Origin of the sequence: Microbaculum mangrovi (assembly GCF_051390635.1) — a bacterium.
GTDB lineage: Bacteria > Pseudomonadota > Alphaproteobacteria > Rhizobiales > Tepidamorphaceae > Microbaculum.
This window is the reverse complement of sequence record NZ_JBPODT010000001.1, coordinates 770,462-792,984: the sequence shown is the minus strand read 5'-3', so window position 1 is coordinate 792,984 and position 22,523 is coordinate 770,462. Positions and strand designations below refer to the sequence as shown.

Here is a 22,523-nt window from a genome sequence, read left to right as displayed (position 1 = left end):
GCCTACTGCCCCAGCCGTTCGAGCAGCGCCGGCACGTGCACCTGGTCGGCCTTGTAGTTGCCGGTCAGGGTGTACATGACGATGTTGACGCCGGAGCGATAGGCCATCTCGCGCTGCAGGTCGCCGCCGGGCGCGACGGGATAGAGCGGGCGGTTGTCGTCGCCGATCGCCCACGCACCGGCCAGATCGTTCGAGGTGATGATGATCGCGGAGACGCCGTCGGCGTTGCGGGCCGGCCGCGCGGCTTCGTTCGGGTCGCGCAGGGCCGCCTCAACCCACAGCGGGCCGCCGTCCCAGCGGCCGGGGAAATCCTGCAGCAGATAGAACGCCTTGGTCAGCACGTGATCACCGGGAACGGGTTCCAGTTCGGGGATGTCGAGCCCGCGCAGCAGCGTGCGCAGCCGCAGCATGCCGGGGCCGGCGACGGCGCCGTCGAGGCCGGGACGGGCCTCGAGCTGGTCGCGGGTGTCGAACAGGATGGTGCCGCCCTGCTTCATGTAGGCGTCGATCTTGGCGAGCACGTCGGGTGCGGGCGGCTCGGCCTGCGGATCGATCGGCCAGTAGAGCAGCGGGAAGAAGGCGAGCTCGTCGCCGGCTATTTCGACGCCGATCGGCGGGGCCGGCTCCAGCGCGGTGCGGTCGGCGAGGATGCGGGACAGCCCTTCGAGGCCGGCACGGCTGGTTTCGTCGATCTCGCGATTGCCGGTCAGCACATAGGCGAGATGCGTTCTCAGCGTCGCCTCGAGGGCGAGCCGGTCGGCTTCGCTCAGACCGTCGCCCGACGACTGCGCCGCCGCCGGGTCGGCGTGCGGCGCCATGATCGCGAAGGCCAGCATCGCGCCCGTGGCCGCGCCGCGCAGCGGCCCGACCCGCAGCCGGCGTCCGCTCAGCAGCAGGACGGCGATGCCGTCGGCGATCAACAGGATCACGGCGGCGACCAGAAGCCAGGGGCCGATCGAGCGCGGTTCCGAGGCCGGGTAGGTCTCGATCGTCAGGCCGCCGGCATCGAGCGCGGTGAACCTGGTCGCGGCATCGATCACGTTGAGGGCGCGGAAAGCATCGGGCTCGCCGTAGAGCCCGGGCGGGTGGATCGCGCCCGGCCTCGTCGTGGTGAAATCGGCGGTGGCGATGGGCTCGGCGCGCGGTGGTGGGCTGCCGAGGACGCCGGTTGCGTCGAGCGAGCGCAGCGGCCGCAGGATGCCGCCGGGTACGCCGCGGGCTGCGGCCGAGGCGTCCTCGGGCGCGCCCGACAGGTCGACGATACGGCGCAGCATCTCCACGAAGACGCCGGAGAGGGGCAGGTTCGACCAGGCCGCGTCGGCGGTGACGTGGAACAGCACGATCCAGCCGTCGCCGCGCCGCGTGGCGGTCACCAGCGGGGTACCGTCGGCGAGGCTGGCCCAGGTCTTCTCGACGAGGTGGATCGACGGTTCGGCGAGCACCTGACGGGTGACGCGGACGTCGGGCGGCACCTCGAGGCCGGCAAAGGGAGTGTCCTCGGAAAACTCGGCGAGCGGCTGCGGCTCGCTCCACGACAGGGTGCCGCCGAGCGAGCGGTCGCCGCTGCGCAACTCCACCGGCACGAAGGTATCGTCCTCGGCGCCGGCAAGGCGCGGGCCGGCGAAGCGCACGAGCACGCCGCCATTGTCGACCCACTGGCTCAACTCGTCCTGGGTGTCGCCGACCAGCGTACCGATATCGGCGAGCACCAGCGCGGATACGCGCTGTTCGAGAAGCTGCTTGATGGCGACGGCCAGGTTCGGGTCGGGGCTTTCGCGCAGGTCGGCGAAGGGGGTGAGCGCCCGGGTGATGTAGTAGAGCGGCGACAGGAGCGGCTGCGCCCGCTCGCGGGTCTCGCCGGAGACGAGCCCGATCACGCGGCGGCGCCAGCGGTCGTCGAGGAGCTGGACGCCGCCGGCGGTCTCCTCCTCGCCGATCTCGAGCCGGGCGATGTCGTTGCGAAGCTCGACGGGCAGATCGACGATCGCCTCGGCGCGCGCCGCGTCGCCCTCGAAGGCGTAGGGCGTCTCGGCGATCACGCGCCCCTTGAGGTCGCGGGCGCGGATGGTGCCGGCCGATCCGCTTTGCGTCGCGGCGCGCAGGATGCCGACATGCAGGCCACCGGTTTCGTTGAGGGCGGGGGACAGCGCCAGCGGCAGGTCGCCGGCGGCGGGCGTCGCCACCTCGACGGTCTCGGCGCCGGCGCTTTCGAGAGCCGAGGCGAAATCGGCGCCGTCGGCATAGGCGATGCCGTCGGACAGCCAGACGATCTCGCCGATGCCGTAGCGGGTGACGGCCTCGGCGATCAGGGGGGCGAGCGCGGCGCGGTTGGGTTCATGCGGGGCGACGGAGAGGCCGGCGAGTTTCTCGCGCGCGGCGGCGGCGTCGCCCGGTTCGCCGAGAACGGTGTCCGTCGCCGTGGCGGCGAGAACTGCCGGGCGGCCGGCGCGTCCGGCCTCGGCGAGAATCTCGTCGGCGGTCGCGGACATGCGCTGCCAGTTCGGCGCCGCGCCCCAGCCGTTGTCGACGACGACCAGGATCGTGCCGTCGCCGCCGGCCGTCACCGCCTGCGGATTGAGGATCGGCCGGGCCAGGGCGACGATGACCAGCGCGGCGAGCAGCATCCTGAGGAGAACCAGCCACCACGGGCTCTTCGACCGGGTCTCTTCGCGCTGGTCGATCTCGAGCAGGATGCGCGTCGGCGGGAAGGCGACGCGGAGCGGGCGCGGCGGAGTGAACCGTAACAGCCACCAGATCGCCGGCAGCAGAACCAGCGCGGCCAGAAGCCACGGCTGCGCGAAGGCGATGGGCAGACCGGCGATCATGTGCCCGTCCCCGTTGCGAGGCCGTGGGAGAAGGTGCGCGGATCGTTGCCGCCGGACAGGCGGGCGTGAAGCGCCAGCACGGGCTCCTGCGCCGGACGGTCGGTGTGGTGCACGAGCTGGCTCCAGCCGATGCGCCCGGCGACGGCCTTCAGCCGGTCCCGGCGCTGCGCCATGCGGGCGCGATAGGCCTCACGCACCGTTTCCGCGCGCCCGGCGACGTAGCGCAGCCCGAGCGTGGGGTCGTGAAACTCGGTGCGGCCGGTAAACGGGAAGGTTTCCTCGACCGGATCGAGGATCTGCGCCAGATGGCCGTGCACCTTGCGCCCGGCGATGGCGGCCAGCGCCGCCTCGATCTCGCCGAGCGGCTCGAGGAAGTCGCCGATGGCTATCAGCTCGGAGAACGGACCATAGGGCGCGTCCGTAGGCATGGCGTCGTCGGTTAGCGGCTCGCGCGCGATGGCGACGGCGGCGCGTTCGACGGCATGGCGCTGCGCCGTCGGGCGGAGCAGGCCGACGAGGCCGACGCGCTCGCCGCCGCGGATCAGCAGATCGATGAGCGCTAGAGCCATCACCACCGCACGGTCGATCTTGCGGCACTGGCCCAGCGACGAGCCGAAATACATGGACGGAGAGCGGTCGAGCCAGATCCACACCGTGTGCGCGGCTTCCCACTCCTTCTCGCGGACATAGAGATGGTCGTCGCGGGCCGATCGCCGCCAGTCGACGCGCTTGGCCGGCTCGCCCGACTGGAAATGCCGGAACTGCCAGAACGTCTCGCCGGGCCCGGCGCGACGGCGACCGTGGATGCCGTGGGCGACCGTGTTGGAGACGAAGCGGGCCTGTAGCAGCAGCTCGGGCATGCGTGCGGACAGCGCCGCGGCCTCCCGGCCGAGATCGGTCGGGGACGGGGGCGTCAGGTCCAGTTCGGGCCGGGCGACGGCCAATGTGGATTACCCGAGTTGCTCGATGAAACGGTCAATGACGGAGCCGACGTCGACACCGTCCGCGCGGGCGGCGAAGGTGATCGCCATGCGGTGCTGCAGCACCGGTTTGGCCAGCGCCACCACATCGTCGATCGACGGTGCGAGGCGGCCCTGCACCAGGGCGCGTGCGCGAACCGTCAGCATCAGCGCCTGGCTGGCGCGCGGGCCGGGGCCCCAGGCGATACGTGCGTCGACCTCGGCATCGCCTTCGCCGGGGCGGGCGGCGCGGACGAGGGAGAGGATCGCCTCGACGACCGATTCGCCGACCGGCATGCGCCGGACGAGCCGCTGGGCGGCCATCAGTTCGTCGGCGTCCATGACGCGCTGAACGGCGGCTTCAGCGTCGCCGGTCGTCTCGAACAGCATGCGCCGTTCCGAATCGAGGTCCGGATAGCCGACGTCGACCTGCATCAGAAAGCGGTCGAGCTGGGCTTCCGGCAGCGGATAGGTGCCTTCCTGCTCGAGCGGGTTCTGGGTGGCGAGCACGTGGAAGGGGCGCGGCATGTCGTGGCGCACGCCGGCGACGGTGACATGGTGCTCCTGCATGGCCTGCAGCAGGGCGGACTGCGTGCGCGGGCTGGCGCGGTTGATCTCGTCGGCCATCAGCAGCTGCGAGAAGATCGGGCCGCGGATGAAGCGGAAGGACCTGCTGCCGCCGGGCGTTTCCTCGAGCACCTCGGCGCCGAGAATGTCGGAAGGCATCAGGTCCGGCGTGAACTGGATGCGGCGGGCGTCGAGGCCCAGGACGATGCCCATGGTCTCGACGAGCTTCGTCTTGGCGAGGCCGGGAACACCGACCAGCAGGGCGTGGCCGCCGGCAAGAACGGTGACAAGGGCCTTTTCGACGACGTCTTCCTGTCCGAAGATCACGGCCCCTATGGCGTCGCGCACCGATTTCAGGCGCGCGGCGGTCGCATCGGCCGAGGCGACGATGTCGTCCGTCGTCCGGCTGTCGGTCTGGGAGGTCTGATTGATCGCGCTCATAGCTTTGACTATATGACCCATCGGAGGCGTGCTGGAAGTGGAGCCTGCTCACAGCAGCGTGATTGGCGAAGACAAGGCGGCCGCCTTCGGCCGCTACCCTATCAGGTATTCGCGCCGCTTTCCGGTGCGATCAGGCCCAGCGAGATGGGCGGAACTATGACCTCGCCAAAACGATCTGCCGAGTTCAAATCGCAATCCGCAGCCGGCGGGCTCGCCGGCCTGGAGACGATCGCGCGTGAGGCCGGGGCGAAAGGGATCCCGCCGGTCGAGAAATGGGAGCCGGATTTCTGCGGCGATCTCGACATCCGTATCGCGGCAGACGGCACCTGGTACTATCTGGGCTCGCCGATCGGCCGTAAGCCCTTGGTCCGTCTGTTTTCCTCGGTCCTGCGCAAGGACGCGGACGGGCGCACCTACCTGGTTACCCCGGTGGAAAAGATCGGCATCACAGTCGATGATGCGCCGTTCCTGGCCGTTGAGATGGCGGTCGAGGGCACGGGGCGGGATCAACGCATCGGGTTTCGCACCAATGTCGACGATTTCGTCGCGGTCGATGGCGACCACCCGTTGCGGTTCGAGACCGAGGCGGGGTCGGGCGGCCTCAAGCCCTATGTGCTTGTGCGCGGCCGTCTGGAGACTTTGGTGGTACGGTCGGTCTTCTACGATCTGGTCGAGCTGGGTGAGGAGCAGACTGTGGATGGAACTGTCATGTTCGGCGTTTGGAGCCAGGGAACCTTCTTTCCGATGGCACCCGCCGATTCGTTAGCCGGTTTGAGATGAGCGACGTCGACGACGGTATCGCCGAGGCGCATGCCCATTCGGCGCCGGCGCTGTTCGCTCCCGACGCGTTCAGGGGGCTTGCGCGGCACAGGCTGCTGAAGGCGCCGCCGGCGGGCGACCTTAACGCGGACCTGCCCCCGGATGTCGGCGATCACGATCTCAACGCCGGACAGCCGATGACGTCGTTCCACGACGGGCCGCCGCGGCGCGCCGCCGTGCTGGTGCCCGTCATTGGGCACGAATCCGGTGCGACCGTGCTCCTGACCCGACGCACCGAGCATCTGGCCGCGCATGCCGGGCAGGTGGCCTTTCCCGGCGGCAAGATCGAGGGCACCGACGCGACGCCGCTGGCTGCGGCGCTGCGCGAAACCGAGGAGGAAATCGGGATTCCCGCCGAGAAGATCGATCCGCTCGGCTATCTCGATCTGTACCAGACCGGAACCGGTTTCCGCATCGTTCCCGTCGTCGCCGCAGTCGCGCCGGGATACCGGCTCAGGATCGACGAGAACGAGGTGGCCGACGTGTTCGAGGTGCCGCTCGCGTTCCTGATGACGCCCGACAATCACAAACGCGACAGCCGGATCTTCAAGGGGCTGGAGCGGCATTTCTACGCCATGCCCTATCGCGACAACTATATCTGGGGCGCGACGGCGGGAATTATTCGCAACCTCTATAATCGGATCTATCGCTGATGTTTCGCGTCATTGCCCTCGAACTGCTCCTGCTTCTGCTGCCGTTCATCGGCTACGGGTTCTACCTGTATTTCTCGCGGATCGATCCGACCAAGCGCGAATCCTGGATAAACAGCCCGCTGTACTGGCTGTCGATCGCCGGGCTGTTGCTGATGATCGCGGGATTCATCCTGACGGCGACGTTCTCCGGCGCGCCGCCCGACGCCACCTACACGCCGGCGCAGATGCGCGACGGACAGATCGAACCGGGACATCTGGATTGACCGCGGCGCCGGAATTCCTGCCGAACGGGGAGTGGATCAAGGCGCCGCCGCTGTCGACGGTCCTGGCGGCGCTGAACCGGGGCGAAGCTGAAACGCGGATCGTCGGCGGCGCCGTGCGCGACGCGCTGCTCGGCCGGCCGCACGGCGATGTCGACTGCGCCACCACGGCGTCGACGGACGAGATCACGGCGATGGCGGAGGCCAACGGCCTGAAGGCGGTGCCCACGGGCGTGGCGCACGGGACGGTCACGGTGATCGCCGACGGGCGGCCGTTCGAGGTGACGACGCTGCGCCACGACGTCGAGACGCACGGCCGCCACGCCACGGTCGCCTTCGGGGCGGACTGGGACGAGGACGCGCACCGGCGCGACTTCACCATGAACGCGCTCTATGTCGGCCGCGACGGGCGGCTCTACGATCCGGTCGGCGGCTACGGCGATCTCCTGGCGCGGCGGGTGCGCTTCATCGGCGCCGCGACCGCGCGCATCCGCGAGGATTTCCTGCGCATCCTGCGGTTCTTCCGGTTCCACGCCCAGTTCGCCGAGGGACCGCCCGATCCCGACGGGCTGACGGCGGCCATCCACGAGCGGCGCGGCCTGCTCGGCCTGTCGGGCGAACGGCTGCGGCAGGAACTGTTCCGGCTGCTGGCAGCTCCCGGGGCGCCGGCGACGGTCGCGATCATGGCCGAATGCGGGATCCTGGGCATCGTCACCGGCGGCGTTCCGTACGGTCGGGCGTTCGTACGCGCTGTGGCCAACGAGGCCGCCGCAGGCGAAACTCCGGACCCCGTGCGCAGGCTCGCCGCGCTGGCGGTCGCCGTTCCCGAGGATGCCGAGCGGCTGTCCGACCGGTTGCGCCTGTCGAATGCCGAACGGCGCAGGCTCGGCCAGGCCGCGGACGGGTGGTGGCATGTTTCGCCCGATCTGCCGGACCGGGCGCGGCGGGCGCTGCTGTACCGGGTCGGCATCGAGGCCTATCGCGACCGCGTCGCGCTGGCGTTCGCGCGCTCCGGCGCGGCAGCCGACGAGGCCGGCTGGCGCGACCTGATGGACCTGCCGGACCGCTGGAAAATCCCTCAGTTCCCGATCAAGGGCGCGGATCTGATGCGCCTGGGACTGCCGAGCGGGCCGGAGATCGGGCGTCTTTTGTCCAGACTCGAGGCGGACTGGATCGCCGAGGATTTCGGACCCGATCGCGACGCGTTGCTGGCGCGGGCGGCGAAGGGGCGGGGAGACTAGGCCGACGCCCGGTCCAGAGCCTGCTGCCGGCGGACGACGTCGGGAATCGGGAAGCCGACGGTTTCCTGGGGGCGGCCGAACAGATAGCCCTGAACCCGGTGACAGCCGATGGCGCGCAATTGCGCGACCTGATCATGGGTTTCGACCCCCTCGGCGATGATCTCGAGATCGAGCGCCTTGCCGAGGCCGACGATCGCCTGGACGATCGCCGACGTGTTCCGGTCCGCGGTCAATTGCTGGACGAAGGAGCGATCGATCTTGATCTTGTCGATCGGGAAGCGCGACAGGTAGCTCAGGCTCGAATAACCGGTGCCGAAATCGTCGAGCGCAATCGAGACGCCGATGTCGCGCAGCCGGGTGAGCGCCGACCGGGCGGTCTCCGTGTTCCTGAGCAGGGCCGTTTCCGTGATCTCGATCTCCAGCCGGTCCGGCGGCAGCGCCGTCCAGCGCAGGATCCGTTCGATCATGTCGGCGACATCGCCGGTGCGAAACTGGGCGGCCGAGAGGTTGACGGCCAGTTTCACGGGCTCCGGCCATTCCGTTGCCGTCCGGCAGGCCTTCGTCAGGATCCATTCCGACAGCGGGGCGATCAGGCCGCACGCTTCGGCGGCGGGAATAAACACCTCCGGTGAGACGGGGCCCAGCGCCGGACTGGTCCAGCGGGCAAGTGCCTCGTAGCCGGTCAGCGAGCCGGTCCTCAGGTCGAATTGCGGTTGGTAGTAGACCTTGAACCGGTCGGTTCCCAGGTCGCGCCGCAATTCGTCCTCCGTTTGCCGCCGGCGGCGGAACTCCCGGTCCATGTCGGCGGTGAAGAAGCGGATCGTATTGCGTCCCTCCGACTTGGCCCGGTACAGGGCGACGTCGGCGTTCTTGATGAGCGTATCCACGTCGTTGCCATCGGCGGGGGCGATGGAGATGCCGAGACTGATCGAGCACACGAGCTCCTGGCCGTCGATCTCGTTGACGATCGATGTGTTGCGCAGCATCCGCTGGGCAGTGCCGCGCAGGGCCGCCACGTCGCTGATCCCTTCGATCAGAACGGCGAACTCGTCTCCCGACAGGCGCGCGACGGTGGAGGAGGGGCCGGACATGGCGAGGATGCGCTCGGCCGTCGTCTTGAGGATCCGGTCGCCGATCGGATGGCCGAGGGTGTCGTTGATGTCCTTGAAATTGTCGACGTCGATACAGATCACCGCGACGCTGGTGCCGTCGCGCCTGGCGGTTTCGAGCGCCCGGTTCAGGCGTTGCTTGAACTGGGCCCGGTTCGGAAGACCGGTCAGGACATCGTGCATCGCCAGGAACCGGGCCTCGTCCTCGGCGAATCGACGCTCCCTGATGAAGCGCCAGAATACGAAGATCATTATCGAGAGGCCGAGGGCGCCGAGCGTCACGTACACGATCCTGCGCGACCACACCGCGCTCTGCAGCAACCGCGCGTCGCGGGTCTGGTCGATATCCATGCGGATCACCCCGGCCAGCTTTCCCACCGACATCACCGGCACGTAGAATACGGTCCGGAACGCGCCGGACTGGTCCGGGTCGACGCGCAGATATTGCAGCGTTCCGGATCGAACGGCCCGTTCGAATGTCCCGTGGTCGGTGTGCGACAGAAAGTCGAAGCCTCCGCGGTGCGGCGACGACGGGACGGCTACGTCGCCGTCCGGGGCGAGAACCAGCACTGATCGCAGGTCGGCATGCAGCGTATTCGCGCCGGGAATCGCGATCGTGCGCGGGTTCGAAGGGGGATGCTCGGCATACTTGAACGTGAGGTCCGGGCCGAGGTGGTCCTCGATGTAATTCTGGATCGCTTCAACAACAGTATCCGCTTCCAGCCGTAATGTTCTCAAATCAATAAATTTGCCGACTATATATCCGGCGACATAGAGAACGATCACCAGTCCGCATAAGGCGGGAAGTACCATCAGGTCTCCCCGTTTGTCTCGGATCAGCATCATTCCCCCAACTAAAAGGCGGGCGTTGCGGGAATAACTCGTAGTGTTGAAGGCTTAATATTCGCGGAAAGTTTTTGATTGACGTTGCGTTAAATTCGCGGCCGGTCGTCTTGAGCCTCAGGGCCTGGTGCCGTCAGCCCCTCGTATCGTCAGGGCCATTTCACCACCGGGGGCATCGACGAGAGGATCGAATCGACATTCCCGCCGGTCTTCAAACCGAAGATCGTGCCGCGGTCGTAAAGCAGGTTGAATTCGACGTAGCGGCCGCGACGGACCAGCTGTTCCTCGCGGTCGGCCTCGGTCCACGGCGCGGCGAAATTGCGGCGGACGAGGTCCGGGTAGACGCCGAGGAACGCCTCGCCGACAGCGCGTGTGAAGGCGAGATCGGCGTCCCAGTCGCCGGTATCGACATAGTCGTAGAAAATGCCGCCGATGCCGCGCGATTCATTGCGATGCGCCAGCCAGAAATAGCGGTCGCACCATTCCTTGTATTCCCGCCAGTTGCGGCCGGACGTTTCGCACGCCTTGCGCAACGCGGCGTGGAAGTCCCGGGAATCGGGATCATCCTGGGTGCGGCGCCGGTCGAGCACAGGGGTCAGGTCGGCGCCGCCGCCGAACCAGGCCTTGGTCGTGACCACGAAGCGGGTGTTCATGTGCACGGCGGGCACGTTGGGATTGTGCATGTGGGCGATGAGCGAGATGCCGCTCGCCCAGAAACGCGGATCTTCCGACGCGCCCGGGATCTGGCTGCGGAATTCCGGGCTGAACTCGCCGTGGACGGTCGAGCAATGGACGCCGACCTTCTCGAACACCCGGCCCGACATCATCGACATGACGCCACCACCGCCATCGGCGCCGGTGTGGTCGGACCGGTTCCACGGCTTGCGGACGAAGCGGCCGGGCGGCTGATCGGAGAAGGGCATGCCCCGCGGCAGCTCGTCTTCCAGCGTCTCGAAGGCGGAACAGATGCGGTCGCGCAAAGTCTCGAACCAGGCGCGCGCCGTCTCCTTGCGGCCCGCGAGCGTCGAATCGTCGTTCGGCATGTCGGTGGTCTCGGTCATGGTCGCCATCTGCCGGTCGCCCTACGCCATCCGTGGCCGTTCGGCAACAGGCGCGCACGCGATCGCATTTTTCGTCATCCGGCGGGGTGCAAAACGTTTTCCGTAGGGGTATAGGACGGCTCGCCCGTTCGCCAACGTGTGTTCCTGCACGCGTCGGACAGCACGTATCGGGCTGCGAACAGAGCGTTCACAACAGCAATTGGACCAGACAATGCGAATCCTCCTCACACCATCGCATTGACGCGCCCTTGCCGAGTTCCCGGGTCACGTCCGTGACCCGCCGGCTCCGCATCCGGTGCGTCCTTTCCCAACGCCGCCGAATGTCCGGAGCCAATCATGTTTGCCCGTTTCGAATCCTTTATCGATCCTCTTTCCGTCGGTCGTGACAAACGTCCGCCCGACCAGCTCGTCGCGTTCATCTGGTTCTACACGCGCCAGGCGTGGAAGACGCTGGCCGTCCTGGTGGTCGTGGCCGGCGCCGTGGCGCTGGTCGAGGTCAGCCTGTTCGCCTTCGTGGGGCAGATCATCGATCTGCTGAAGACCGTGGCGCCGGGGGATCTGTTCGCCGAATACGGCCCGACGCTTTTGTGGATGGCGGCGGTCGTGGTGCTGTTGCGGCCGCTGGTGTTCGGCCTCCACCTGCTGCTGGTGCATCAGGCCGTCGAGCCGGCGCTGATGAATCTCGTGCGCTGGCAGACGCACCGCTACGTGCTGCGCCAGAGCCTCGGCTTCTTCCAGAACGACTTCGCCGGGCGGCTCGCCAACAAGATCATCCAGACCGGTCCGGCCCTGCGCCAAGCCGTCGTCAGCCTGATCGACGCGATCTGGTACGTCGTCGTCTACACGGGCAGCGCGCTGATCCTGTTCGCCGACGCCGACGTCCGGCTGACGATCCCGCTGGCGCTGTGGATCGCTGCTTATGTGCTGGTGCTCGCGACCTTCGTGCCGCGGGTCAAGGACAACGCCACGATCATGTCGGAGGCGCGGTCGACGCTGACCGGGCGCATCGTCGACAGCTACACCAACGTGATGACGGTGAAGCTGTTCGCCCACGCCGAGCGGGAGGACGACTATGCCCGCGAAGCGATCGTCGACCACACCGCCAAGCACTTCGTGATGATGCGGCAGATCACCGCCATGAATTTCTCGCTGGTGGTGATCAACGGCCTGCTGATCGCCGGCACGCTGGGAATGGCGCTGTGGCTGTGGCAGGCGAACGCGATCACCATCGGCGCCGTCGCGCTGGCGGCCGGCCTGGTCATGCGCATCAACGCCATGTCCGGCTGGATCATGTGGGTGATGACGGAGATCTTCGAGAACCTCGGCACCGTTGCCGAAGGGATGGAGGCGATCTCGCGGCCCTACACGGTCGTCGACCGGCCGGACGCTGACCGCCTGCGTGTCGACCGCGGCGCGATCCGCTTCGAGCAGGTGACGTTCCACTACGGCCGCGACAGCGGCGTCATCGACCGGCTGTCGTTGGAGATCAAGCCGGGAGAACGGGTTGGCCTGGTGGGACGGTCGGGCGCGGGCAAGTCCACGCTCGTCAATCTGCTGCTGCGGTTCCACGACCTGGAAGCCGGCCGCATCCTGATCGACGGGCAGGACATCGCCCACGTCACCCAGGAAAGCCTGAGGGAGGCGATCGGCATGGTGACGCAGGACACGTCGCTGCTGCATCGCTCGGTGCGCGACAACGTGCGCTACGGGCTGCCGGACGCGGACGACGCCGCGATCTGGGCGGCGCTTCGGCGCGCCCATGCCGATGCGTTCGTGCCGGACCTGGTCGATCTGGGCGGCCGGCGCGGGCTCGATGCCCATGTCGGCGAACGCGGCGTGAAGCTCTCCGGCGGCCAGCGCCAGCGGATCGCGATCGCCCGTGTTCTCCTGAAGGACGCGCCGATCCTGATCCTCGACGAGGCCACCTCGGCCCTCGATTCGGAGATCGAGGCGGCGATCCAGGAGGATCTGGAAGCGCTGATGGCCGACAAGACGGTGATCGCCATCGCTCACCGCCTGTCGACGATCGCGCGGATGGACCGGCTGGTGGTGATGGAGGCGGGACGGATCGCCGAAATCGGGAGCCATGACGAGCTGGTCGCCTGCGACGGGATCTACGCCCGCCTGTGGCGGCGCCAGTCCGGCGGCTTTCTTGGCGAGATCGAGCCGGAAACGCTGACGCCTGTGTCCTGATCTATGTCGGGCCGATCTGCGCGGGACCGGCGGCCGGAAGGCCGCCGGTCTGGCGCAGGGCCTCGCTCAGGAGAATCGCGGCGGCAACGGCGACGTTCAGCGACCTGAGGCCGGGGCGCATGGGGATGAGCACGCGCGCGTGCGCCGCGGCGTGAACGTCGTCGGGAACGCCTTGCGATTCCCGCCCCAGCAGCACGGTGTCGGTGTCCCGGAAGGCATGGTCCGTGTAGGGAACGGCGCCCCTGGTGGTCGCCAGCACCAGGCGGCGACCGTCGCGGCGGAGCGTTTCCAGGAAGGTGTCGAACGAAACGTGCCGGGTGAGCGCGACGTGGTCGAGATAGTCCATGCCGGCACGGCGGAATGCCCGGTCCGACACGGGAAAACCGGCCGGCTCGATGATATCCACGGGTGCGCCGAGGCACGCCCCGAGCCGCAGAACGGTTCCCGTGTTCTGTGGGATATCGGGCTGATAGAGGGCCAGACGGATCACCGGCAAGCCTCGCTCCTCAGAAATATTCGCGACAATTGGACACGAACCCCTTTGGTGCGCTGGACAACGCGGGTCAAGAGTGCAAAAAGGATGCCGCCTGCCAGGTCGGCGGGCGCGTCTTCCTATGCTGTTTCGGCAGGCTATGCTGTTATGGCAGGATGGACGTTTGTCTGTAAAACGACATCGGGGAATTGGACGTGGCCCACGCCCATACGGACACGCAAGAGCCCACGCGCAGGGATTTCCTTTACATCGCCACAGGAGCCGTCACCGCAGTCGGTGTCGGTGCCGCCGTTTGGCCGTTCATCGATCAGATGAATCCGGATGCAAGCGTCCAGGCACTGGCGTCGATCGAGGTCGACATCAGCTCGGTGGAAGTGGGGCAGAGCCTCACGGTGATGTGGCGTGGCAAGCCGGTTTTCATCCGGCATCGCACGGACACGGAGATCGAGGAGGCCGACGCCGTCGCGTTGGACGAGCTGCCCGATCCCCTGGCTCGCAACGCCAACCTGCCGGCCGACGATCCGGCGAGCGACGCCAACCGGGCGCACGGCCAGGGCGATTCCCGCCCCGAGTGGCTGCTGATGGTCGGCATCTGCACCCATCTGGGCTGTGTCCCGCTGGGCGAGCAGGGCGACTACGACGGGTGGTTCTGCCCGTGCCACGGCTCGCACTACGATACGGCCGGGCGCATCCGCAAAGGGCCGGCACCGCGAAACCTCGACATTCCGGTGTATGAATTCGTGTCCGACACGCGGATCCGCGTCGGCTAAGCAAACCGGGGGCTGAAGCAGAATCTCATGAGCGGGCACTCGACTGTTCACTACAAGAACCCTGTGGTGCGTTGGATCGACACGCGGTTGCCGATCATCAGCACCATGCAAGTCAACGCGATGGATTTTCCCACGCCGAAGAACCTGAATTACTTCTGGACCTTCGGTGGGATCCTGACGCTGTTCCTCGCCATCCAGATCGTCACCGGCATCGTGCTGGCGATGCACTACACGGCGAACGTGGGCCTGGCCTTCAACAGCGTCGAGCACATCATGCGCGACGTGAACTACGGCTGGCTGATCCGCTACATGCATGCCAACGGCGCGTCGTTCTTCTTCATCGCCGTCTACATCCACATCTTCCGCGGACTCTACTACGGCTCCTACAAGGCGCCGCGCGAGCTCCTGTGGATGATCGGCGTGGTGATCCTGCTGATCATGATGGCCACAGCCTTCATGGGCTACGTGCTGCCGTGGGGCCAGATGAGCTTCTGGGGCGCGACCGTCATCACCAACCTGTTCAGCGCCATCCCGCTGGTCGGCCCGACGATCGTCGAGTGGCTGTGGGGCGGCTTCGCGGTCGGCAACCCGACCCTGAACCGGTTCTTCAGCCTGCATTACCTGCTGCCGTTCGTGCTGGCCGCCGTCGTGTTCCTGCACATCTGGGCGCTGCACGTGCCGGGCAACAACAACCCGACGGGCGTCGAGGTGAAGTCGCCGAAGGACACGGTGCCGTTCCATCCCTACTACACGGTGAAGGACGGCTTCGCGATCGCGGTGTTCCTGATCTTCTTCGCGGCCTTCGTGTTCTACATGCCGAACTATCTCGGCCACACCGACAACTACATCCCGGCGGATCCGCTGGTGACGCCTCCGCACATCGTGCCCGAATGGTACTTCCTGCCGTTCTACGCGATCCTGCGGGCCATCCCCGACAAGCTCGGCGGCGTCATCGCCATGTTCGCCTCGATCGGCGTGCTGTTCATCCTGCCGTGGCTCGACACCTCGCGGGTCAAGTCGGCGAGCTTCCGGCCGCTGTACCGGCAGTTCTTCTGGATCCTCGTCCTGGTGTGCATCGGTCTGGGCTATCTCGGCGCCAAGCCGCCGGAGGGCGTGTACGTGATCGCGTCGCGTATCCTGACGGCCTACTACTTCCTGCACTTCCTGGTCATCCTGCCGCTGCTCGGCATCTTCGAGCGGACGAAGCCGCTGCCCGCATCGATCTCGGAATCGGTCCTGGCCAAGTCCGGAGGCGGCGGCGCGACCGCGGCGGCCGGCGCGGCCTCGGCACCGGAAAGCAGAGGCTGAGGTCGGGGGAATGACGATGACGCCTTTCATGAACAAAGCCATGACCCTTACCCGTATCGCACCGATCGCGCTCGCCGCGGCCATCTCGACGGGGCTCTCCGCCCCGGCCGGGGCGGCGGAAACCACCGGGCCGGCGCTGAAGAACGTCGAGTTCTCGTTCGAAGGGCCGTTCGGCACGTTCGACCGGGGCCAGCTCCAGCGTGGCTACAAGGTCTATGTCGAGGTCTGCGCGAGCTGTCACTCGATGAACCTTCTGTCCTTCCGCAACCTCGCCGAGGACGGCGGGCCGGGCTTCACCCGCGAACAGGTCGCCGTGCTCGCCGCGGAGTTCCCGCGCGAGGTCGTCGACGGACCGGACGAGGTGGGCGACATGTTCGAGCGGCCGGGCAAGCCGTCGGACCGCTTCCCGCCGCCGTTCCCGAACGATGCGGCCGCGCGGGCCTCGAACAACGGCGCTATGCCGCCGGATTTCTCGGTGCTGGCCAAGGCGCGGGCAGGCGGGCCGGACTTCATCTATTCGCTGCTGACCGGCTACGAGGATCCGCCCGCGCACATGGAGCTGCGGGCCGGGTCCTACTACAACCCGTATTTCCCGGGTGGCCAGCTCTCGATGGCGCCGCCGCTGATGGATGAACTGGTCGAATACACCGACGGTTCGCCGATGACGACCGAGCAGTACGCCAAGGACATTTCCGCCTTCCTGATGTGGACGGCCGAGCCCAAGATGGAGGAGCGCAAGCGCCTGGGCTTCCAGGTCATGGTGTTCCTGATCGTGCTGTCGGGGCTGCTGTACTTCTCCAAGAAGAAACTGTGGCGGGACGTCGAGCACTGAGTTCGAACCGTCATAGTCGAGATCTAGAAGGGGCCGTTCGCGGCCCCTTTTTCGTTTCTCGGTAGCCGTCGACGTGTCGCTCTTCGCCGCTCACTCCCGCCAGGGCGGGAAAAGGCGGAGAATGGGGGATACACCCGGATGACGGAGCCCGAGTCTGCCAGATGCCGATGATGTCCTCCGAGCCCAGCCGTCCCGGCGATATCGTCCCGCTGCGCGAAGCGGTGCGGGTGTGGGCGCGAATCGCGGCGATGAGCTTCGGCGGGCCGGCCGGCCAGATCGCCTTGATGCACCGGGTGCTGGTCGAAGAGAAGCGCTGGATCGGCGACACGCGGTTCCTGCACGCGCTGAACTTCTGCATGCTGCTGCCCGGCCCCGAAGCGCAGCAGCTTGCCGTGTATGTCGGCTGGCTGTTGAACCGGACCCTGGGCGGCATCATAGCCGGCGTCCTGTTCATCCTGCCCGGCGCGGTGTCGATCCTGGCGCTGAGCATGATCTATGCAGTCTACGGACAGCTCGCGCCCGTCGAATCGCTGTTCTTCGGCCTGAAGGCCGCGGTCCTGGCGATCGTGTTGCAGGCGGTCGTGCGGATCGGCGGGCGGGCGCTCAGGAACCGGGTGATGATCGCGGTCGCCGCCGCCTCGCTGGTGGCGATCTACGTCTTCGACGTGCCGTTTCCGCTGATCGTCGCGGCGGCCGGTCTGATCGGCTTCGTCGGCGGCCGCATGGCGCTTCCCGCCTTCCAGACGGAGGGCGGCCCGGGACGGATCGGCAACGAAGTCGCCGACGCCGATACGGTCCTCGGTCTCGATATCCCCGCCCACGCCCGACCGGACCGCGCGTGGAGCGTCCGTATCGCCGTAATCTTCCTCCTGCTGTGGCTCTCGCCGACGGCGGTGCTCCTGGCGGTGGCGGGGCCCGGAAATGTCTTCGCCGACATCGCGTCGTTCTTCTCGATGCTGGCGGTGGTAACCTTCGGCGGCGCCTACGCGGTGCTGGCCTGGGTCGCGCAGGCCGCGGTCGACACCTATGGCTGGCTGGCGCCGGGCGAGATGCTGGACGGGCTGGGACTGGCGGAAACGACGCCGGGCCCGCTGATCATGGTCGTGCAGTTCGTCGGGTTCCTGGCGGCGTTCCGCGAGGCGACCGGCCTGCCGCCGCTCGTTGCCGGCACGCTCGGCGCCCTCCTGACCACCTGGGTCACCTTCGCGCCGTGCTTCCTATGGATCTTCCTGGGCGCGCCCTACGTCGAACGGCTGCGCGGCAACCGGGCGCTGTCGGCGGCGCTCGCCACCATCACGGCGGCCGTCGTCGGCGTCATCCTCAACCTGTCGATCTGGTTCTCCCTGCACGTCCTGTTCGCCGAGGTGGCGACCGTGCGGGGACCGGGCATTGCCGTCGACGTGCCCGTTGTGTCGACGCTCGATCCCGCCGCCGCTGCCCTGACCGCCGCCGCGGTGGTCGCGGTCTTCGGCCTGCGGCTGGCGATGGGCTGGGTCCTCGTCGCGGCCGCGTTCGCCGGGCTTCTCCTGTGGGCGAGCGGCCTGACCGGCGCGTAACGCCGCCGGGCTTTGCGCGGACCGCGCGGACCGCTAAAACCCCTCGACCACACACGAGAAGCGGGCAGGGGACAGAATGACCAAGGCCAAACTGGGCATCATCGGCGGCTCCGGGGTTTACGAGCTTCCGGGCCTGAAGAATCCGCGCTGGGAGCATGTGCCGACGCCCTGGGGCGAGCCATCGGACCAGCTGCATTTCGGCGAGATCGGCGACCTCGAGCTGGTGTTTCTGCCACGTCACGGGCGCGGCCACCGCGTTCCCCCCTCCGACATCAACTACCGGGCCAATATCGACGCGCTGAAGCGGGTCGGCGTCACCGACGTCATCTCGATCTCGGCGGTCGGATCGTTCCGGGAGGACCTGTCACCGGGCACCTTCGTGCTGGTCGACCAGTTCTTCGACCGCACGTTCGCCCGCAAGAAGAGCTTCTTCGGGGTCGGCTGCGTCGCCCACGTGGCCTTCTCCCATCCGGTGAGCCCGGGTTTCGCCGACCATGTCGAGGCAGCGGCGCGGGCGGAAAACATTCGGGTCCACCGTGGCGGCACCTACCTGGCCATGGAAGGCCCGCAGTTCTCGACGCTGGCTGAATCGCTGCTCTACAAGTCGTGGGGCTGCGACGTCATCGGCATGACCAACATGCCGGAAGCCAAGCTCGCGCGCGAGGCCGAGCTCTGCTACTGCACGGTCGCCATGGTCACCGACTACGACTGCTGGCATCCCGACCACGGCGACGTCGACGTACCCTCGATTCTGAAGATCGTCGCCGAGAACGCCGACAACGCGCGCCGTCTGGTGCTGAGGCTGGCGACAGACTTCCCGCGCGAGCACCAGCCCTGTCCCATCGGCTCGGACCGCGCGCTCGACACCGCGATCATCACGCCGCCCGAGGCCCGCGACCCGGACCTTGTCGCCAAGCTCGATGCGGTGGCGGGACGGGTGCTGAAGGGCTGATGCCTGCGCGCTGCGGGTTCAGTAGCGGCCGAATTCGCCGAACATCATGCCGACGCCGCCGAACAGGCCCGCGAACACGAACATCAAGAGCGAGATGACGAGCGAAATGATGATCGCCGCCGGGATTGCGGCGAGGCCCCATTTGATGAAGATGACGACGAGCCGGCCGAACGGGATATCGATGTCCGTCAGCGTCACGCGGGAATTCGTTTCCATTTCTGATCTCCTGAATCGCCCGAGAGCAACGCCGAGGGTTGGCGTGTTCGGCGCGTCAAGGCAAGGGGAAGTACGATGACACGGCAGATCAACACGCGGGCGGGCCTCGATCTGAAGGCGCTGATCCGGACGATTCCCGACTACCCGAAGCCCGGGGTGCTGTTTCGCGACGTCACCACGCTGCTGGCCGATCCGGCGGGACTGCGGGCCTCGATCGACGAGCTGATCTGGCCGTTCCTCGGCGCACCGCTCGACCATGTCGCCGGCATCGAGGCGCGCGGCTTCATCCTTGGTGGCGCGGTGGCGCACGAACTCGGCCGCGGCTTCGTGCCGATCCGCAAGAAGGGCAAGCTGCCCTACGCGACGATCGGGCAGGACTACGAGCTGGAATATGGTGTCGATACGGTCGAGATCCACGCCGACGCGATCGGCCCGGGCGACAAGGTGCTGCTGGTCGACGACCTGGTGGCGACCGGCGGCACGGCGGATGCGGCGATCGACCTGATCCGCAAGTCCGGCGGCGAGGTGGTCGCGGCCTGCTTCGTGATCGACCTGCCGGATCTGGGGGGCGCCGAGCGGCTGCGCCGCAAGGGCGTCACCGTCCATACGCTGCTGGCGTTCGAAGGCGAATAGGGGCCGAGGGCGAATAGGCGAGGGCGAATAGGGGCGCCCGACGACGCCCCCTAGGGCGCTCCGGAAGGCCGCGTCAGGCGATGGGGCGGCGGCCCATGAAGAAGCGGCCGTGGAAGCTGAGGACGCGGTCGTCGTTCTGGTTATGGCCTTCGGCCAGATAGGTGACGATCCCCCATTCCGGGCGCGAGGCGGATTCGCGCCTGTCCACGATCTCCCAGGAATAGGTGATGGTGTCGCCGACATAGACGGGACGCGGCCACTTCAGGTCGAAGATGCCGGGGGAGGGGCCGAACTTCGGCGTCGGCCCACCCGCCGCAGCGGCGTCCTTGGTGCGCTGATTCAGGTCGTCGACATTGAGCCGCATCCATGTGCAGGCGGTGTGCCAGCCGCTCGCGCACAGGCCGCCGAACAGGCTCTCGCGCGCGGCATCGGCGTCGATGTGGAAGGGCTGCGGGTCCCAGCGGCTGGCAAACGCGATGATTTCGTCGGCGGTGAAGGTGTGGCTGCCGATGTCCGCCTTGAAGCCGATCTGGGCGTCCTCGAAGTAGATCACGATGCCGCCTCCGCGTGCTGGCGCCGGCCGAACATGATCGGGTTCTCGACCACCATGATCGTCTCGTCGTTCTGGTTGGTCATCTCGAAGCGGAAACGGACGATGCCGATTCCGGGCCGGCTGTTCGATACGCGCGCATCCAGCACGGTGTAGCGGATGCTCAGGTCGTCGCCGGGGCGCAGCGGCCTGAGCCAGCGCACGTCGTCGACGCCGGGCGAGCCGGCGGACGTCGAGTCGATCAGGAACCCGTCGCACATGCCGCGCATCAGCAGGCAGATCATGTGCCAGCCCGAGCCCGTGAGCCCGCCGAGGATGCTCGCCTTGCCGGCCTCCTCGTCGAGGTGCATCGGCTGCGGGTCCCAATCGGCGGCGAAATCGACGATGTCCTCCTTCGACACCCGGGTACGGTGGAACACGACGCTGTCGCCGGGCGTGAAGTCCTCGAATGCTTTTCGTGTGCTACCGATCATTCCGATTGCCCCCGTCAGGCCGCGAAGCGGAAATGGAACACGTCGCCATCCTGGACGACGTACTCCTTGCCCTCCAGCCGCATCTTGCCAGCCTCTTTCGCGCCCGTCTCGCCGTTGCAGCGGATAAAGTCGTCGAAGGAGATGGTTTCGGCGCGGATGAAGCCCTTTTCGAAATCGGTATGGATTACGCCGGCGGCCTGCGGCGCGCGGGCGCCGCGATGCACGGTCCAGGCGCGCGCTTCCTTGGGGCCGATCGTGAAGAAGGTCACGAGGTGCAGCAGGTCGTAGCCGGCGCGGATCAGCCGGTTGAGGCCCGGCTCCTCCAGCGCGAGGGTTTCCAGGAACTCGGCGCGCTCGTCGGTGGGCAGCAGCGCGATCTCGGCCTCGATCTTGGCGGAGATGACGACGCAGGCCGCGTCTTCGGCGGCGGCGCGCTCCTCGACCTTGCGGGAATACGCGTTGCCCGTCGCCGCCGATGCCTCGTCGACGTTGCAGACATAGAGAACAGGCTTGGAGGTCAAGAGGTTGAGCGCCTCGAAGGCCTTGCGTTCCTCGTCCGCGATCTCCACCAGGCGGGCGGGCTTGCCGTCGCGCAGCTTCTCCAGCGCGCGGTTCACCAGCTCGAAGGAGAGCTTGGCTTCCTTGTCGCCGCCGCGGATCCGCTTATCGAGCGTCGGCAGCCGCTTCTCGAGGCTCTCGAGATCGGCGAGCATCAGCTCGGTCTCGATGGTCTCGGCATCGGCGAGGGGGTCGATGCGCCCCTCGACGTGGGTGACGTCTTCGTCCTCGAAACAGCGCACGACGAAGGCGATGGCGTCGACCTCGCGGACGTGGCCGAGGAACTGGTTGCCGAGCCCTTCACCCTTGGAGGCGCCGCGCACGAGGCCGGCGATGTCGACGAAGGTCAGCCGGGTCGGGATGATCTCGGCGGATTTGCCGATACGGGCAAGCTCGCTCAGGCGCGGATCGGGGACCGCGACCTCGCCGACATTCGGCTCGATGGTGCAGAAGGGATAGTTCTCCGCCTGCGCCGCCGCGGTCTGGGTCAGCGCATTGAAGAGCGTCGACTTGCCGACGTTGGGAAGTCCGACGATACCGCACTTGAAGCCCATGCGATCAGCTCTCCGCTTTACCCGCCGCGCGCCCGTTGTCGGCCTTGTCCTGACTGCCGAGCGCGATGGCGACCCTGTTCATGAATGTGGAATCGTCGCCGGCGGCCAGACGTGGCGCGTTGTCGGCGACGGCAACGAGGAGGGGGCCAAGCCAGTCCTTGTCCGCCTTGGAGAAATCGGACAGGACGTGACGCTGAACCTGCTCCTTGCGGCCGGGGTGGCCGATACCCAGGCGCACTCGTTTGAAGTCCGGTCCGATATGCGAAATGATCGAGCGGATGCCGTTGTGACCGGCAGCGCCGCCGCCGGTCTTCACGCGGACCTTGCCGGGCGCGAGATCGAGCTCGTCGTAGAACACGATCACCTCGCCCGGCGTCTTCTTCAGCCAGCGCATCGCCTCGCCGACGGAGCGTCCGGACTCGTTCATCCACGTCATCGGCTTCAGCAGCATGGCGCGGGTATCACCAAGCGATCCCTCGCCGACCTGACCCTGGAACCGGCTGCGCCAGCCGGAAAAACGATGCAGGTCGGCGATGGCGTCGATGGCCATGAAGCCGATATTGTGGCGGTTGCCTTCGTATTTCGGCCCGGGGTTTCCGAGGCCGACCATCAGCACCATGAGCCCGATCACCTGTCCGGCGGGCCGGCAGGCGATCC

22 protein-coding genes are annotated in these 22,523 nt (G+C 67.4%); 11 read left to right on the top strand and 11 right to left on the bottom strand.

Annotated elements, in window-relative coordinates; translation table 11 throughout:
- Window positions 1-2: 2 nt before the first annotated feature.
- Genes ACSF9G_RS03815 through ACSF9G_RS03805 form a run of 3 tightly spaced genes read right to left on the bottom strand, consistent with a single transcriptional unit; the run spans window position 3 to window position 4,792 of the window.
- Window positions 3-2,825 (bottom strand): DUF4159 domain-containing protein, encoded by a 2,823-nt coding sequence (locus ACSF9G_RS03815; RefSeq protein WP_436638509.1) that lies wholly within the window; start codon window positions 2,823-2,825, stop codon window positions 3-5.
- The gene (locus ACSF9G_RS03810) at window positions 2,822-3,769 is read right to left on the bottom strand and encodes a DUF58 domain-containing protein (RefSeq protein WP_436638507.1); all 948 of its coding nucleotides are present in this window, start codon (window positions 3,767-3,769) and stop codon (window positions 2,822-2,824) included. Before ACSF9G_RS03810 ends, ACSF9G_RS03815 begins: the two co-directional genes overlap by 4 nt.
- Before the next feature lie 6 nt (window positions 3,770-3,775).
- The gene (locus ACSF9G_RS03805) at window positions 3,776-4,792 is read right to left on the bottom strand and encodes an AAA family ATPase (RefSeq protein ID WP_436638505.1); all 1,017 of its coding nucleotides are present in this window, start codon (window positions 4,790-4,792) and stop codon (window positions 3,776-3,778) included.
- A 156-nt stretch (window positions 4,793-4,948) separates the two neighbouring features.
- Here ACSF9G_RS03805 and ACSF9G_RS03800 point away from each other — a divergent pair, with 156 nt between their 5' ends.
- The 4 genes from ACSF9G_RS03800 to ACSF9G_RS03785 are packed head-to-tail and all read left to right on the top strand — an operon-like array spanning window position 4,949 to window position 7,765.
- Entirely contained in the window at window positions 4,949-5,572 is a 624-nt protein-coding gene (locus ACSF9G_RS03800; protein WP_436638503.1) for a DUF1285 domain-containing protein, read from the top strand.
- A complete protein-coding gene (locus ACSF9G_RS03795) occupies window positions 5,569-6,264 on the top strand; it encodes a CoA pyrophosphatase (protein WP_436638501.1) in 696 nt (231 codons plus the stop codon). The genes ACSF9G_RS03800 and ACSF9G_RS03795 overlap by 4 nt, the downstream gene beginning before the upstream one ends.
- The gene (locus ACSF9G_RS03790) at window positions 6,264-6,527 is read left to right on the top strand and encodes a DUF6111 family protein (RefSeq protein ID WP_436638499.1); all 264 of its coding nucleotides are present in this window, start codon (window positions 6,264-6,266) and stop codon (window positions 6,525-6,527) included. The genes ACSF9G_RS03795 and ACSF9G_RS03790 overlap by 1 nt, the downstream gene beginning before the upstream one ends.
- Window positions 6,524-7,765, top strand: a complete 1,242-nt coding sequence (locus ACSF9G_RS03785) for a CCA tRNA nucleotidyltransferase (protein WP_436638497.1) — start codon at window positions 6,524-6,526, stop codon at window positions 7,763-7,765. Before ACSF9G_RS03790 ends, ACSF9G_RS03785 begins: the two co-directional genes overlap by 4 nt.
- Here ACSF9G_RS03785 and ACSF9G_RS03780 read toward each other — a convergent pair.
- Window positions 7,762-9,687 (bottom strand): putative bifunctional diguanylate cyclase/phosphodiesterase, encoded by a 1,926-nt coding sequence (locus ACSF9G_RS03780; RefSeq protein ID WP_436638495.1) that lies wholly within the window; start codon window positions 9,685-9,687, stop codon window positions 7,762-7,764. The two genes, ACSF9G_RS03785 and ACSF9G_RS03780, sit on opposite strands and share 4 nt — an antisense overlap.
- 179 nt (window positions 9,688-9,866) lie before the next feature.
- Window positions 9,867-10,787 (bottom strand): oxygen-dependent coproporphyrinogen oxidase, encoded by a 921-nt coding sequence (gene hemF / locus ACSF9G_RS03775; RefSeq protein WP_436638493.1) that lies wholly within the window; start codon window positions 10,785-10,787, stop codon window positions 9,867-9,869.
- A gap of 327 nt (window positions 10,788-11,114) precedes the next feature.
- On the opposite strand from hemF, the gene ACSF9G_RS03770 reads away from it, so the two are divergent.
- Entirely contained in the window at window positions 11,115-12,971 is a 1,857-nt protein-coding gene (locus ACSF9G_RS03770; RefSeq protein WP_436638491.1) for an ABC transporter ATP-binding protein, read from the top strand.
- Window position 12,972: 1 nt separating this feature from the next.
- Here the strand turns inward: ACSF9G_RS03770 and ACSF9G_RS03765 are convergent, their stop codons facing one another.
- A complete protein-coding gene (locus ACSF9G_RS03765) occupies window positions 12,973-13,461 on the bottom strand; it encodes a tRNA (cytidine(34)-2'-O)-methyltransferase (RefSeq protein ID WP_436639658.1) in 489 nt (162 codons plus the stop codon).
- Window positions 13,462-13,658: 197 nt separating this feature from the next.
- On the opposite strand from ACSF9G_RS03765, the gene petA reads away from it, so the two are divergent.
- From petA to ACSF9G_RS03740, 5 genes are all read left to right on the top strand, one after another.
- Window positions 13,659-14,234: a ubiquinol-cytochrome c reductase iron-sulfur subunit gene (gene petA, locus ACSF9G_RS03760; protein WP_261615493.1), complete on the top strand. Its 576-nt coding sequence runs from the start codon at window positions 13,659-13,661 to the stop codon at window positions 14,232-14,234.
- 27 nt (window positions 14,235-14,261) lie between these two features.
- Entirely contained in the window at window positions 14,262-15,542 is a 1,281-nt protein-coding gene (locus tag ACSF9G_RS03755; protein ID WP_261615494.1) for a cytochrome b, read from the top strand.
- Window positions 15,543-15,570: 28 nt separating this feature from the next.
- The gene (locus ACSF9G_RS03750) at window positions 15,571-16,374 is read left to right on the top strand and encodes a cytochrome c1 (RefSeq protein ID WP_436638489.1); all 804 of its coding nucleotides are present in this window, start codon (window positions 15,571-15,573) and stop codon (window positions 16,372-16,374) included.
- Between the two features lie 161 nt (window positions 16,375-16,535).
- Window positions 16,536-17,930 (top strand): chromate efflux transporter, encoded by a 1,395-nt coding sequence (gene chrA / locus ACSF9G_RS03745; protein WP_436638487.1) that lies wholly within the window; start codon window positions 16,536-16,538, stop codon window positions 17,928-17,930.
- A 76-nt stretch (window positions 17,931-18,006) separates the two neighbouring features.
- Window positions 18,007-18,882 (top strand): S-methyl-5'-thioadenosine phosphorylase, encoded by an 876-nt coding sequence (locus ACSF9G_RS03740; RefSeq protein ID WP_436638485.1) that lies wholly within the window; start codon window positions 18,007-18,009, stop codon window positions 18,880-18,882.
- A gap of 18 nt (window positions 18,883-18,900) precedes the next feature.
- Here the strand turns inward: ACSF9G_RS03740 and ACSF9G_RS03735 are convergent, their stop codons facing one another.
- Window positions 18,901-19,098: a hypothetical protein gene (locus tag ACSF9G_RS03735; RefSeq protein ID WP_261615497.1), complete on the bottom strand. Its 198-nt coding sequence runs from the start codon at window positions 19,096-19,098 to the stop codon at window positions 18,901-18,903.
- A gap of 87 nt (window positions 19,099-19,185) precedes the next feature.
- On the opposite strand from ACSF9G_RS03735, the gene ACSF9G_RS03730 reads away from it, so the two are divergent.
- Window positions 19,186-19,731 carry an adenine phosphoribosyltransferase gene (locus ACSF9G_RS03730; RefSeq protein WP_436639656.1) on the top strand — a complete coding sequence of 182 codons (546 nt, stop codon included), beginning with the start codon at window positions 19,186-19,188 and terminating at the stop codon, window positions 19,729-19,731.
- Between the two features lie 73 nt (window positions 19,732-19,804).
- On the opposite strand, the gene ACSF9G_RS03725 is transcribed toward ACSF9G_RS03730, so the two are convergent.
- From ACSF9G_RS03725 to pth, 4 genes are read right to left on the bottom strand one after another with little or no spacing between them, the layout of a single operon-like run.
- Window positions 19,805-20,281 (bottom strand): MaoC family dehydratase, encoded by a 477-nt coding sequence (locus ACSF9G_RS03725; RefSeq protein ID WP_261615553.1) that lies wholly within the window; start codon window positions 20,279-20,281, stop codon window positions 19,805-19,807.
- Window positions 20,281-20,754, bottom strand: a complete 474-nt coding sequence (locus tag ACSF9G_RS03720; RefSeq protein ID WP_261615499.1) for a MaoC family dehydratase — start codon at window positions 20,752-20,754, stop codon at window positions 20,281-20,283. Before ACSF9G_RS03720 ends, ACSF9G_RS03725 begins: the two co-directional genes overlap by 1 nt.
- 14 nt (window positions 20,755-20,768) lie before the next feature.
- Window positions 20,769-21,866, bottom strand: coding sequence for a redox-regulated ATPase YchF (gene ychF / locus ACSF9G_RS03715; protein ID WP_436638482.1), 1,098 nt, complete (start codon window positions 21,864-21,866; stop codon window positions 20,769-20,771).
- Between the two features lie 4 nt (window positions 21,867-21,870).
- The gene (gene pth, locus ACSF9G_RS03710; protein WP_436638480.1) at window positions 21,871-22,485 is read right to left on the bottom strand and encodes an aminoacyl-tRNA hydrolase; all 615 of its coding nucleotides are present in this window, start codon (window positions 22,483-22,485) and stop codon (window positions 21,871-21,873) included.
- Window positions 22,486-22,523 lie beyond the last annotated feature (38 nt).